Source organism: Microlunatus sp. GCM10028923, assembly GCF_042666975.1.
GTDB lineage: Bacteria > Actinomycetota > Actinomycetes > Propionibacteriales > Propionibacteriaceae > Microlunatus.
In genome coordinates, this window is sequence record NZ_JBHTFF010000001.1 from 719,265 (window position 1) to 732,498 (window position 13,234).

Consider the following 13,234-nt stretch of genomic DNA (forward strand, 5'->3'; position numbering starts at 1 on the left):
AAGGACCGGAGGTGCGTCGATGGAGATGCAATGGATCACAACCTTCCTGACGATTGTGGACCGGAAGGGATTCGGGCGCGCGGCCCAGCAACTCGGCTATTCCCAGCCGACGGTCAGTAACCACGTCGCCGCACTCGAGCGCGAACTCGGCGCCTCGGTCCTGCACCGCAACTGCCGGCCGGTGGAACTCACCCAGGCGGGAGCCGTATTTCTCCCACACGCGCGAGCTCTCGCCCGAGAGATCGAGGCGGCCCGCGGAAGCGTCTCAGACGTACTCGGTATCCGTCGGGGAACTGTGACACTCGGTGCCTACCCCAGCGCGATGGCCGCCTACGTGCCCGGGCTGCTCAGCGGATTTCGTGCCTGGTACCCCGACATCACCGTCCGCCTGATCGAACTGCAGGTCAGTGATCTTTCGAAGGCCGCGTTGTCGGGCCACATCGACCTGGTCATCCTCCCCCAACCCCAAGCCCAGGAATCGTTCAGCGGGCTTCCACTGTGGCAGGAACGGTACAAGGTCGTCTTCCGGTCCGACCACCCTCTCGCCGAGCACAACGGGCCGATCCCGCTCCAGACGTTGACGGACTTCGATCTGATCATGCCGGGATGCGGCGAACTGGCCAGCCCGAACCACCCCCTCTGGCACGAGCTCGGAACCCGTCCACCGTTTGCCTTCGAAGTCATCCAGCCGCAATCACTCCTCGAACTCGTCCGGCATGGATTGGGCGTCGGGGTGACGAACGAATTGTCACTCGGTGTGGCCGCGGCCTCCGGCCTCGAGACCCGACACATCGATGCGGACTCCGCCGTGCGGGACGTGTGGGTGTGGTGGACCAGTGGTCAAACTCCTTCACCGGCCGGGCAGGAACTGCTGGCCTGCATGCGCGACGGTGCGCGGCCGGTCGGAACGAGACGTCTGAGATGAGATTCATGTCACGCACACCCCCTTCCGGCCCGATAAGAATCGGTGATGGCGATGATCACGATCATGGCCTCGACATCATCAGTTTGCTGCATCAAGCTGATCCGAACCGCACCCGAACCGACGAGCTGGATACCATTTCATGAGAATTTCCATTGTGGAATCAGAAGCCCTGAATCTGAAGGCCGGAAAGTTTGGCACGACCTTCAACGGACAGACCTATCAGGTCGAGGCGATCGCCAGTCTCGGCAACTGGCAATTCACGACATATGTCGACCAGAAGGGGCGCGTGTGCGTGGCGCGCCGGAAATGGTCTGACGCGAGCTGGCAACGGATCGCGTTCGACGACTACACGATCAATCACGATGACGTGCACAACGTCCCGGTGCTCGGCATCTGTCCGACCGACGGCACCATCCATCTTGCCTTCGACCACCACAACAGCCCGCTGCACTATCGGGTATCCCAACCAGGTGCGGCCACGGCGCCCGAGGCCGTCGACTGGTCCCCGGGACTGTTCGGCCCCATCACGTCCGAACTGAGCGACGGCGTCGAGCTTGATCGGCTCACGTACCCCATCTTCGTCAGCACACCCGACGGCGTCCTTCAGCTGTACTACCGGATCGGCAAGAGCGGCAATGGCGACAATTACCTCGCCGAGTACCGTCCGCACGAAGGCTGGCGGGTACTCGGGGAGTTTGTCACCGGCCGCGGGGTTTTTGTGGACAGCGACTCGCGGAGTGCTTACCACAATGGATTCGACTATGACGCGGCGGGACGGCTGCACACGACCTGGGTGTGGCGGGAGAGCCCGAACCTACTCAGCAACCACGATCTGCAGTACGCCTACAGCGACGACTGCGGACACACCTGGCGCAGCAACGACGGCAGCCAAGTCGGGGTCTCGGGCCAACAACCCATGGATCTTCGATCGCAGGGCATCACCGTTCGTCCGATCGCCTACGGCTGGGGATTGATGAATCAGGTCACCCAAACCGTCGACGGTAGCGGTCGCGTGCACGTGGTGCTGTGGCAGCAGCCACCATCCGCGCCGACCGCGTCGGCCGACTTGAACACATGGCGCTACGTCCACTACTGGCGTGAACCCACCGGGGCCTGGCACCAGCAGGTACTTCCCTGCTACGGACGAAAGCCGTCCGTGGTGGCCCACGGCGACAACCTGATCCTGGTTTCCACCAAACCGGAGAATCTCGACTACCACGGCAAGGATCCAGGCGGTCCGCTGCAGATTCTCACCGCCTCCGCAGCCGACAACTGGGGCACGTGGCGAGAGCTCCACCGGACGGGCGATACCTACGTCGGGGAACCTCGCGTCGACGAGTCCCGCTGGCGCGAGTCCGCGGTGCTCTCGGTGTACGTCCAGCGGGCCCCTGCCGAACCCGGGGTGCCCAGCGCCCTTCAGGTGCTCGATCTCGACATCGGCAGGTAGACGGTGCCAGAGTCTCCAGCAGGTCCTGAACTGCGGAAACGTTCGCTCGCGGCGCGCTTGCGACGTGACTATCCGGTGCTGCTGCTGGCAATACCGGGCATGCTGATCATCCTGGCGTTCCAGTACTACCCGCTCTGGGGCAACGTGATCGCGTTCCAGGACTACCAGCCCTATCTCGGGGTCGGTCAGAGTCTCTGGGTCGGCTTGGAGAACTTCAAGATCATCACCAGTGGCGACCCGGCGTTCCTGAACGCGGTCCAGAACACGCTGATCCTGACCGCGATCCAGACCGTGATCGTGTTCCCGGCCCCGATCGTGGTGGCCCTGGTGCTGCACAGCCTGTTGTCGAACAAGCTTCGGCAGTTGGTCCAGACAATCATCTACATCCCGCATTTCATGTCCTGGGTGATTGTGGTCGCCGTGTTCCAGCAGGTGCTGGGCGGGACCGGCATGATCAACAACTGGTTGCGGATGAACGGCTTCGAGGTGATCAACATCATCGGCAACGTCGACGCGTTCCGTGCCTTGTTGACTTCGCAGGTGATGTGGAAGGACACCGGGTGGGCGACCATCTTGTTTCTGGCGGTGCTGTCCCAAATCGACAAGTCTCTGTACGAGGCGTCGGCAGTGGACGGGGCCGGGCGGTGGCGGCAGACCTGGCACGTCACGCTGCCCGGGATGAAGCCGATCATCATCCTGCTGTTGATCTTGAAGCTGGGCGACTCGCTGACGGTCGGCTTCGAGCAAATCATCCTGCAACAGTCGGCGGTCGGGGTGGATGCGAGTGACGTGCTCGATACGTACGTCTACAACAATGGGATCATCGGCGGGAACTGGGGCGTCTCGGCCGCGGTCGGCCTGGTGAAGAGCGTCGTTGCGCTGGCCCTGGTGCTGGCGGCCAACCAGGTGGCGCATCGCCTCGGTGAGGAAGGGGTGTACAAGGGATGAGTCAGGTCAGAACTGCCTCCGCCAGACCGATACCGACCCGGAAGCGAGGCAAGCCACTGGCCGGCGGGATGGTGAGGCCGGGGGCGACCGAGCGGATCGTCAAGGCCATCTTCTTGATCATCATCTGTGGTCTGGTCGTGTTCCCGTTCATCGGGGTGATCTCGACCAGCCTGGCCAAGCCGGAGGAGGTGATCAGGGCCGGCGGCTTCGTCCTGTTCCCGACCCAGGGGATCGACCTGTCGGCGTACCGGTCGATCTTCGCCGGTGGCACGGTGACCCAGGCGCTGCTGGTGAGCAGCTTTGTCACCGTCGTCGGTACCGGGATCGCGCTGCTGCTCACCTGCACCCTCGGCTGGGCGCTGAGCCGGCGCGGCACGATCGGCAACAAGGCCCTGTTGTTGCTGGTGCTGGTCAGCCTGCTGTTCAATCCGGGCCTGATCCCGATGTACCTCACCGTCCAGCAGTTCGGGCTCCTGAACAGCCTATGGTCGGTGATCGTTCCGACCTGCGTCAGCGCGTTCAACGTGATCGTCGTTCGGGCGTTCTTCGTCGGTCTGCCGGGGGAGATCGTCGACTCGGCGCGGATCGACGGCGCGACGGAGTGGAAACTGTTCTGGCACATCGGGCTGCCGCTGTCCAAGGCCGTGGTGGCGGTGATCGGCCTCTTCTACGGGGTCGGTTACTGGAACAGCTTCTTCAACGCCCTGCTGTACATCGACGACAGCAGTCTGTGGCCGCTGCAGTTGGTGCTGCGGACCTATGTCGTGAACGGGGTCGAGATCGGCGGTCAGGATCTCGGTGTCGGTTCCGAGGCCCTGCCGCCGCAGACCTCGATCCAGATGGCCATTCTGATGATTTCGATCATTCCGATCCTGTGCGTGTACCCATTCATCCAGCGCCACTTCGCCAAAGGCGTGCTCACTGGAGCCGTCAAAGGCTGACAGAAAGGAAGGAACCGTGAACGACAGAGATTCGCGTTCGCTGACCCGTCGTACTCTCATGTTGGGGGGTGCCGCATTCGGTCTGGCCAGCGCGGTCACGGGCTGCTCCAACGAGGGCCGTGGTGGTTCGAGTGGAGATAACGACGAAGCAGCCCGCTCAAAGGTGCGTCCCGCCTACCTCCGCTACACCGGAGTCTCGCCCGACCTGGCGGGAGAAGAGTTCGGGATTCCGGACGCCTTCAAGCGGTATCCGGCCGAACCGGTGGACGTGATCAACGACCCGCCAGGGGATGGCAAGCCGATCAGTGTGACGACCTACACCAACGCGCCCATTCCGCCCAAGCTGGAGCAGAATGCCTTCTGGCAGGAGCTGAACAAGCAGGTCGGATCCCCGATCACGATCAGCCTCACCCCGTCATCGGAATACATGCAGAAGTTCGCCACGGCGGTCGCCGGCAACAAGCTCGGCGACATCTTCACGGTAGGCAACATCCCGCAGATCCCCCAGCTCCTGGAGGCTCGGGCCGTGGACCTTACGCCGCACCTCTCCGGGGATAACGTGAAGAAGTACCCGTTCCTGGCGAATCTTCCCGCGGCCGGCTGGAACGCATCGATCTTCAACGGCAAGATCTATGGCATCCCCATCCCGCGTGGCGCGATCAGCTCGAAGGTTCTCTACAGTCGCGAGGACATCCTCGAAGCCGAAGGCCTGAAAGCTGAGGTCAAGAGCGCTGACGACTTCCTCGAACTGTGTAAGGCGCTCACCGACAGTCGCCGGAATCGCTTCGCACTGGGCAAGGCTCCGACGGAATACGTGTGGAACATGTTCGACATTCCGAACCGATGGAGCGAGGATGGCGGATCGCTGACCAGCTATCTCGTGCACGAGGGTCACGAACAGGCATTCGAACTCCTCAATCGGCTCTGGAAATCCGGCTATATCCATCCAGACGCGTTTGCCGGCCAGAACTTCGACGTGAAGGCTCGCTTCGGCAATGGTTCAAGTCCGCTGGCGCTTGACACCTTCACGGCGTGGGCGACGTACCTTCAGGTTGCCGTCGACAAGGAGGCGAGGATCGCCATCACTTCTCCGCCGAAGCACGACGGTTCGGGTCCGGGCAGGATCTGGCTGGGTGCCCCCACGATTGCGAACACGGCGATCAGCAAGAGCGCCGAAGGGCGCGTCGAGAGCCTGCTCGGATACTTGAACTTCCTGGCCGCGCCGTTCGGCACCCAGGAGTATCTGTTCCGCAAGTTCGGGATCGAAGGCGTCGATTACGACCTCGTCGACGGAAATCCGATTCTCAATGACAAGGGAAAGAGCGAGACCAAGTTGGGTCAGGAATACCTGGCGGACTCACCCTGGGCCATCTTCCTACCGAAGGAGGGAAGCAGCGAGGCCGCCTTCAACGCGATGAAGGAGGTCTGCCCTACGGCCATCCCAGACCCGGTCGCAGGTCTGTATTCGGAAACCAATGTGCGCAAGGGGCCGCAGATCGGCGAGGCCATCGACAACGTCATCGACGACATCATCCAAGGCCGCAAGCCGATCTCCGCCTGGGCCCCCGCGGTCAAGAAGTGGCGGTCCGACGGCGGCGACCAGATTGCCGAGGAACTCGCAAAGGCACTTGCCGACTCACACTGACTCCTACGGGCGGCGCCGAGTCAATCGCAGTTCGTCTACCGGTCTTCCAGGGCGGCATCGGTGGAGGAGTGGATGTGGTGCACCGCTGAGGATTTCCGTGGCAAGGATCCGGCCCAGCAGCGGCGCGCCAAGGTGATTCGCTGTGGGCGATGAATTCGAAGTATCCCGGCAGGCCCGGGATCGCGCCGACTGACGGCAGACCGTCGCGAGGGGTCGGCCTCGGACCTGTGGTGATCCGCCGGAGGGTGATTCCTCCCGCGTCGGGGAACGCGGCGCGGGCCCGGGCGAGGAGGATTTCGGCGGCCTGTTCTGCACTGTCGGGATCGTTGGTGGCCCTGGTGTCGAGGTCGTGGCTGTGCAGGATCGCTCGGGGTACCCCGTCGGGTCGGATGCCCAGGGTTGGCATTCGGACGACGGTCGAGACCACGTCGTGGTCGCTGTCGACTCCGGCGACCAAGCCTGTTGGGCCGTGGGATCACCGGCTCGGACCGCTGGTTGGTTCGAGATCCGCCGCGCCGGCTCCGGTGGCATTGACGAGAACGTCGGTGTCGATCAGCCTCCGTCGTCGAACTCGACCTCCGCGTCGGTGGCGGTGAAGTGCTGCCCGGTGAAGGTCTGGCTCAGGGATCGTGTTCGACGTTCTGCCTGGTCGCCGGCAGGGCCCAGGTCAATCGGGTCGATGATCACCGGATACGTTGAGGGTGGTCAGGCGGGTGCCGTCCCGACGAGCCGTCAGCCGGAGCCGATGTCGTCCGGCGGGCGCCGACTCGGTCGCTCGCCAGCTGTTGCCGTCCGGTTCCAGCGGGAGGCCGTCGAGGCTCAGCTCTGGCCGGTCGTCGTCGGCGAGGTCGACGGTCACGGCGACTCTGATCGGTTCCGCCAGGTTCACCTCGTACTCGACCCAGTCGCCGGCGTCGAGCAGGACGGTCAGTTCGGGCGCGACCTTTCCCCTCCGGTACGAGAAGTCCGGCTCGCCCGCCGCGGACCGGACGGTGATCGAATCGTCCGAGCGGAATGACGGCAGCGGCACCGGAGCCGCGGTGCTCGCCCCGTTCCGGAAGTGGAATCCGGTCGCCGGCAGCCGCAGCGGTACCCGGCGCAGCACTGCGTTGATCACCTCGGTGCGCTGATCGCAACGCTCGTAGCGCATGCGGTCCAGCAGCTTGGTCAGCGTCGCCCAGGCGGTGTCCGGGTCGGGCTGCGGAGCCTTGCCGGCGGCCCAACCGGTGATCGCCGCCCAGCCGTCCGGCGGCACCACCGAGCACGGCGACGTCTCGGTGTCCAGCTTTTTCCACGGCCAGAAGTTCCAGCCGATTCCATGGTCTGCGGCCAGCTGAAAGGTGGTCTGCAGCCACTCGAGGGTGTTCTCGCCGGACTCGCCGAGGTAGAGCGGCAGGCCCAGCCGCTCCCGTGCGGCAAGGAAGTCGGCGATGCTGGGCCGGTCCGGCGGCGACCAGTACTTGTGGAACGCGATCATGGAGTTGGGGTCCCAGACCTCGGTGAACGAGTTCACGTTGGTGGCCCAGTTGCTGCCCTCGTAGATGATCAGGTGGTTCCGGTCGACGGTCCGGATGGCCGCGGTCAGGTCGCGGTAGAGCGCGACCAGCTCGTCGGCGAATTGGTGCTGGTAGTCGCCCGGCAGAGGCTCGTTGAGCAGGTCGTAGCCGGCGATCACCGGCTCGTCGGCGTACTGCTCGGCGATCATGGTCCAGAGCCGTACCGTGAGGTCGCGGTACCGCGGCTCGGTGAACAGTTCCGGCCGGCCGTTCGGCGAGTCGTCGATCTCGGTGCCGGTCTGCCCGCCCGGCGCTCCGTGCAGGTCGAGCACGATCCAGAGCTGGTGCCGGCGGCACCACTCGACCAGACGGTCGATCAACGCCCAACCGGACTCGAGTCGCGTCCCATGATCATCGACGAGGATCCGGGAGTTGATCGGCAGGCGGACATGATCGAACCCGGCGGTGGCGATCGCGGCGAGGTCGGCCTCGGTCACGAAGACGTCCCGGAAGCCGGCCCAGAACTCTGCGGCCCGGTCGGGCCCGACCAGCGATTCGATCATGGCCTCGATGCCGCGGGCGGACTGCGGGCCACCCCAGAGCAGCCACATGTAGCCCTCCGCCAGCAGCCAGTTGCCGAGTCCGATTCCCTGCCAGGACAAGGCATCCCCGGTGCCGTCGACCAACCGGCCACGGTCCGCGTGGACGAAGCCCTGGAAGGTCATGCCAGCACCGCCGGCGGCGTGGCGTCGCCCTCGATGAGGCGTTCCAGCGGCAGCAGCGCGGCACCGAGCGCGACAGCGTCGACGCCCATCCCGGCCGGGGCCAGGGTGCACTGATCGCCGGGCCGCCGCAGGGCATGGGCGCGGACGGCGTCGGCCAGCTGCGGACCGCGCGCGGCGAACAGGGGCCCGCCGGTCGGCCCACCGATCACGATCCGTTCGGGGTTGATCAGGTTGACCAGGTTGGCCAGCCCGACCCCGAACAGTTCGACGGTCTCGTCGAGCACCCGGCTGGCACTCGCAGTGCCAGCCTCGGCGTCCTCGAACAGGTGCCGAACGGTGCTCCGCTGGGCCGAACGCCGGGTCGCCTTGCGCCAACGGGCGACCAGTCCGCCGCTGCCGACATAGGCTTCCAGACAGCCGCGGTCGCCGCACCGGCAGTCCGGCCCGCCGATCGAGATCTTGAGGTGGCCGAGCTCGCCGGCGCTGCCGGCGGTGCCACGAAGCAGCCGCCCGCCACTGATGATGCCGGCGCCGATGCCGCGGCCGATCAGGACCACGACGCAGTCGTCGACATCGCGGGCGGCCCCGAACCACTGCTCGGCCATGGTCAGAGTCTTGGCGCCGTTCTCGGCTTCCAGGGTGAGGTTGTCGATCGGGCAGAGGTCGGCCAGGTCGACCGGTTCCCAGCCGACACTCTGCGCGTAGAGCACCGGCCGGCCGTCGATCTGCTCGATCAGGCCGGGGGCGCCGAGGCCCATCCCGATCAGCCGGTCGACGATCTCCGGCCGGTCGTTCATGATCGACTGCACTGCCTCGGTCAACGCGGCGCCGACCTCGGCGGCGGTGGCGGTCGCGGTGGGCAGGTCGGTGCGGATCTGGGCGACCGCGGTCAACGAGAGATCGAACAGTTCGACGATCACCCCGGTCTCGCCGATGTCCGCACCGATCAGGTAGGCACCCTCCGGTCGGACCGAGAGCCGGGCGATGGGCCGTCCGCCGTTGGACGGCACGGAGCCGATCTCCTGGACCAGCCCGTCGCCGATCAGATCCGTGACGACGTTGGTGATCGTCGCCGTGGAGAGCCCACAGTCGGCGGCGATCGCTGCGCGGTGGGTCTCGCCGGACAACGCGATGCTGCGCAGCACTCGGGCCCGGTTCTGCCGGCGCAGGTCGCGCACGGTGGGGCCGCGGCCGGCCACGGATTTCATGATCAACTCGCCTCCTTGATCGTCGTCGAGGGTGTCGATCTGGATCGAATATGCCTTGAAAGAGTTCCCGGCGCAAGCGCGTACCGCTCTTGACACCTCGCAAATAGCGCGGCTTAAATTATGGCGTAACGAAAGTAGGTCACCGCTCATCGACGAGCCACTGGGAGTACAACCATGACGACCTTGCCCTCCGCCGCAGGACCGGTTCCGCCGCTGACCCGGCGTGCCTTCCTGCACGCCTCGATCGGTGCCGGTGTCGGTACCACGGCGCTGGCTGGGGTCGGCTGCACCCCCGGTGCGCAGCAGCCCGGCGCGCAGCAGTCGCTGCCGTCCGAGCTGCCCGCCGTCACGCTCAAGGTGAGTGACGCGGGCCCGTACCAGGCGCTGCCGGATGCCAAGACCCGCAAGGAGAAGCCGGACCAGGAGATTTACGCGTCGGTGCTGGAGGGCTGGCTGACCGAGAACCCCGCGGTCAAGCTCGAGGCGGTCAACGTCGACGTCTGGACCAAGGACGCGATGCTTACCGCGATCGCCGGCGGCACCGCGCCCGCGATCTACTACGCCAACGTGATCGGCGGCTGGAACACCGAGGGCATCAAGCAGGCCTTCGCCCAGCAGCTGGCCGCGGACACGACCGATCTGGTCGGCCGGTTCGACATGATCAACCGGATGACCCCGGCCGCCCGCGAGGTGTGGCAGCGCAGCTGGCAGCTTGATCAACAGTCGTTCGGGGCGCCGCTCACGTTCAGCGTCGGCGAGGTGGTGCATTATCGGCGTGATCTGGTCGCCGAGCTCGGCCTCGAGCAGCCGAAGATCGGCTGGACCTGGGCCGACCTGCGGGCGTTGGCCAGGGCCCTGAACGGGCCCAGTCGCAAGGGGATCATGCTGCGCACCGGCGTCATGAACACGTCGTTCACCGTCGGCGAAGGGGCCACCGAGCTCGGCGAGCTGCCCAACCCGGACGGACCCTGGCTGTGGCGGTACGACTACACCACCCGGGCCGACGACTTCGCCGCCGCGGTGGCCAATCTGCGAGGAATGATCTTCGAGGACCGAACGGCGCTGGCCGACATCGGCACCGGCGACGACCCGTGGGCGCCGCGGCAGAAGTTCAACCGAGGCGAGATCGCCCTGCAGATCAACTCGGTCGACATGCTGCTGCAGGGGCCGAACGCGGCCGACGGGCCGATGGCGCTGGCCAAGAAGCTGGGCAAGCCGCTGGACGAGGTGACCGGGATCGCGCCGCTGCCGGCCGGCCTGAACGGGCACGGCGGGCCCAGTTCCGGCGAGAACATCCTGCAGGCCGCCGCGTTCGACCCGGAGCTCTCCGACGACGGGCTGCTGGCCGCGTTCAGCCTGCACATGTACATGGTCACCGACGGCAACATCAAGCGCGGCGAAGCCCAGTACGCGAAGGCGAAGGATGCCTCGTCGGTCTGGCAGGGCGGCCGGGCCTATCCCGTGTTCACCGAGGTGGCCGAGGGCCTGCCGGGCTCACTCGCGGAGGGCTGGGGAACCAAGATCGGGGCCGAGATCGACGCCATCGCGGGACTGCCGCAGCGGCCGCAGCCGAGCTCGTACATTCCCGTGGAACAGAACGCTGGACCCGGCGACGCCGCGGTCAACGACGCCACCAGCAAGTGGTGGTACGAGCGGGCGGCGCCGGATGTGCTGGCTGACCTCACCCGGCTCGGCGACGTCCGCAACCAGCAGGCGGCGAGCTTCACCTCCAGTGTCGGCCGGGACGAGTTCGTCGCCGGGGCGAAGGCGTACTACGAAGCGCTGGGGACGCACTGGCGTGATCATGCGCCGGAGTTCCACAGCACCGTCTTCCAGCCCTGGCACGACCAGCACGTGAAACCGGTGCTCGGCTGATGAGCGCCGACACCGCGACCGACGAGACGACGCCGGCGACCGCCGATCCCGACAGCCCGGAGCCCGCGACCGGAACGGCGAAGCGACCGAGGCGGCGGCGACAGCTCTGGCTGTTCCTCGGCCCGGCCGTACTGCTCAACCTGGTCTGGGGCTGGTATCCGCTGATCACCGCGTTCGGACTCAGCCTGACCGACGCCCGGCTGCGCGGCGACGTCGACTTCACCGGGCTGGAGAGCTACCTGCGGATGATCCGGGATCCCCTGGTGGTGCAGGCGTTCCAGGTGTCGATCGTGTTCGCCGTGCTGTCGGTGGTGCTCACCTTCGTGCTGCCGATCTTCGTCGCGATCCTGCTGATGGAGATGCCCCGCCGGCTGATGCGCTGGATGATGCTGCTCTGGTTCCTGCCGCTGAGCTCGGTCGGCACCGCGATCTTGTGGCGGTACGTCTACAACACCGACTACGGCCTGCTGCAGGGGATCGCGACCGGGCTCGGGCTCGGTCCGCAGCCCTTCCTCAACAGCAGTGATCAGGTGCTGTTCTGGCTGGTGCTGCCCGGTTTGATCTTGTACGGTCCCGGGCTGATCTACCTGGCCACGCTGCAGAGCGTGCCGGCCTCCTACTACGAGGCGGCCGAGATCGAGGGCGCCGGCTTCTGGCGCAAGATCTGGACCATCTCGCTGCCCCGGCTGCGGCCGGTGATCCTGATGATGTTGATGTTCGCGGTGATCGGCAACCTGCAGCAGTTCGAGTGGCCGAAGCTGATGACCGACGGCGGTCCGGGCGGCGCCAGCCGCACCGTGGTGATGTACGTCTACGACATCTTGGCCCAGCTCCGGTTCGCCGACGCGACCGCGCTGTCCGTGCTGCTGTTCGCGTTGATCATGATCATCGTGGCCGTGATGCGGTTCGCCGTCCCGGAGGATCCGGACGCGCCACCGCGGCGGTCGCTGCGCGAGGTGGTCACCCGAACCCGCCGCAAGGATGATCACGACCGGGAGGATGATCACTGATGCCGGCGTTGCTGCCCAAGGTCGGCACCAGGCAGCCGGGCCTTCGGCTGACCCGGGCCGGGATCTTCACCTTCCTCGGCATCGGCGTGGTGCTGCACCTGCTGCCGTTCCTCTACATCCTGTCCACGTCGGTGAAGCCCGGCGACGAGGTGATCAGGACACCACCGACGTTGCTGCCGTCGCAGATCACCTGGGACGCCTGGGCGCTGGTACTGCAACTCGGCGACAGCGCCCAGGTGGAGTTGGTGAAGCACCCGTTCTGGGTCTATTTCGCGAACTCGGCGTTCATCACGATCGTCGCGGTCGGCCTCGGACTGCCGATCACCGCGCTCGCCGCCTACGCCAACAGCAAGCTGCAGGCCGGCCGGACCGCGCGGCTGTCGTTCCTGTTCTTCATCGGGACGATGATGGTTCCGTTCGTGGTGACGCTGATCCCGATGTATCTGCTGACGCTGAACTTCCCGTTCGCGCTGCCGGACGCGCCCGAGCTGCCCGGTGGTGGCGAGCTGCCGTCGGTGCGGCTCTGGGACACGCCGTGGGCGGTGATCCTGCCGGCGCTGTTCGTACCCTTCAATTTTCTGCTGTTCAAGGGATTCTTCGACACCATCCCGGACTCGGTGATCAACGCGGCCCGGGTGGACGGCGGCTCTGAGCTCAACATCTTCCGCCGGATCGTACTGCCGATGTCGGTGCCGGTGTTCGCCGTCACCGCCTACCTGAGCTTCGGCTCGGTCTGGGACAACTTCCTCTGGCAGTTGGTCACCCTGCAGTCACCGGAGAAGGTGACGCTGTCCGTCGCGACCTACCAGTTGATCAACCGGCTGACCACCAAGGGCACCACCGGCGCCGCCGAGGCCGCCCAGGCCGAGGGAATGTCCAGTCTGCTGGAGTCCGGGCTGACCTGGAACGGGATGATGGTGCTGGCGATCCTGCAGTCGATCCCGGTGTTCGCCGCGTTCCTGATCTGCCGGGAGTACCTGCTCCGCGGCATCAAGATCCGCGGGCTGAAGTAGG

General features: G+C 65.9%; 12 protein-coding genes. 9 read left to right on the forward strand and 3 right to left on the reverse strand.

The window, feature by feature from the left end; translation table 11 throughout:
* Positions 1 to 19 precede the first annotated feature (19 nt).
* The 6 genes from ACFQU4_RS03245 (at position 20) to ACFQU4_RS03270 (ending at position 5,906) form a co-directional block, all read left to right on the forward strand.
* Positions 20 to 925, forward strand: a complete 906-nt coding sequence (locus ACFQU4_RS03245; RefSeq protein WP_377486856.1) for a LysR family transcriptional regulator — start codon at positions 20 to 22, stop codon at positions 923 to 925.
* A gap of 5 nt (positions 926 to 930) precedes the next feature.
* Positions 931 to 1,068: a hypothetical protein gene (locus tag ACFQU4_RS03250; protein ID WP_377486860.1), complete on the forward strand. Its 138-nt coding sequence runs from the start codon at positions 931 to 933 to the stop codon at positions 1,066 to 1,068.
* 11 nt (positions 1,069 to 1,079) lie between these two features.
* Positions 1,080 to 2,372 carry a BNR repeat-containing protein gene (locus tag ACFQU4_RS03255; RefSeq protein ID WP_377486863.1) on the forward strand — a complete coding sequence of 431 codons (1,293 nt, stop codon included), beginning with the start codon at positions 1,080 to 1,082 and terminating at the stop codon, positions 2,370 to 2,372.
* 57 nt (positions 2,373 to 2,429) lie between these two features.
* Complete coding sequence (locus ACFQU4_RS03260; protein WP_377486866.1) at positions 2,430 to 3,320, forward strand: ABC transporter permease; 891 nt, start codon at positions 2,430 to 2,432, stop codon at positions 3,318 to 3,320.
* 68 nt (positions 3,321 to 3,388) lie between these two features.
* Entirely contained in the window at positions 3,389 to 4,261 is an 873-nt protein-coding gene (locus tag ACFQU4_RS03265) for a carbohydrate ABC transporter permease (RefSeq protein ID WP_377486869.1), read from the forward strand.
* A 16-nt stretch (positions 4,262 to 4,277) separates the two neighbouring features.
* Positions 4,278 to 5,906 carry an extracellular solute-binding protein gene (locus ACFQU4_RS03270; RefSeq protein WP_377486872.1) on the forward strand — a complete coding sequence of 543 codons (1,629 nt, stop codon included), beginning with the start codon at positions 4,278 to 4,280 and terminating at the stop codon, positions 5,904 to 5,906.
* 552 nt (positions 5,907 to 6,458) lie between these two features.
* Here ACFQU4_RS03270 and ACFQU4_RS03275 read toward each other — a convergent pair.
* From ACFQU4_RS03275 to ACFQU4_RS03285, 3 genes are read right to left on the reverse strand one after another with little or no spacing between them, the layout of a single operon-like run.
* Positions 6,459 to 6,593 carry a hypothetical protein gene (locus ACFQU4_RS03275; protein WP_377486875.1) on the reverse strand — a complete coding sequence of 45 codons (135 nt, stop codon included), beginning with the start codon at positions 6,591 to 6,593 and terminating at the stop codon, positions 6,459 to 6,461.
* Entirely contained in the window at positions 6,574 to 8,127 is a 1,554-nt protein-coding gene (locus ACFQU4_RS03280; RefSeq protein WP_377486878.1) for a cellulase family glycosylhydrolase, read from the reverse strand. The genes ACFQU4_RS03275 and ACFQU4_RS03280 overlap by 20 nt, the downstream gene beginning before the upstream one ends.
* The gene (locus ACFQU4_RS03285; RefSeq protein WP_377487344.1) at positions 8,124 to 9,335 is read right to left on the reverse strand and encodes an ROK family protein; all 1,212 of its coding nucleotides are present in this window, start codon (positions 9,333 to 9,335) and stop codon (positions 8,124 to 8,126) included. The genes ACFQU4_RS03280 and ACFQU4_RS03285 overlap by 4 nt, the downstream gene beginning before the upstream one ends.
* Before the next feature lie 174 nt (positions 9,336 to 9,509).
* Here ACFQU4_RS03285 and ACFQU4_RS03290 point away from each other — a divergent pair, with 174 nt between their 5' ends.
* The 3 genes from ACFQU4_RS03290 to ACFQU4_RS03300 are packed head-to-tail and all read left to right on the forward strand — an operon-like array spanning position 9,510 to position 13,233.
* The gene (locus ACFQU4_RS03290; protein WP_377486881.1) at positions 9,510 to 11,210 is read left to right on the forward strand and encodes an ABC transporter substrate-binding protein; all 1,701 of its coding nucleotides are present in this window, start codon (positions 9,510 to 9,512) and stop codon (positions 11,208 to 11,210) included.
* Complete coding sequence (locus ACFQU4_RS03295; protein ID WP_377486884.1) at positions 11,210 to 12,220, forward strand: carbohydrate ABC transporter permease; 1,011 nt, start codon at positions 11,210 to 11,212, stop codon at positions 12,218 to 12,220. Before ACFQU4_RS03290 ends, ACFQU4_RS03295 begins: the two co-directional genes overlap by 1 nt.
* Positions 12,220 to 13,233 carry a carbohydrate ABC transporter permease gene (locus ACFQU4_RS03300; protein ID WP_377486886.1) on the forward strand — a complete coding sequence of 338 codons (1,014 nt, stop codon included), beginning with the start codon at positions 12,220 to 12,222 and terminating at the stop codon, positions 13,231 to 13,233. The genes ACFQU4_RS03295 and ACFQU4_RS03300 overlap by 1 nt, the downstream gene beginning before the upstream one ends.
* The last annotated feature ends 1 nt before the right edge of the window (position 13,234 follow it).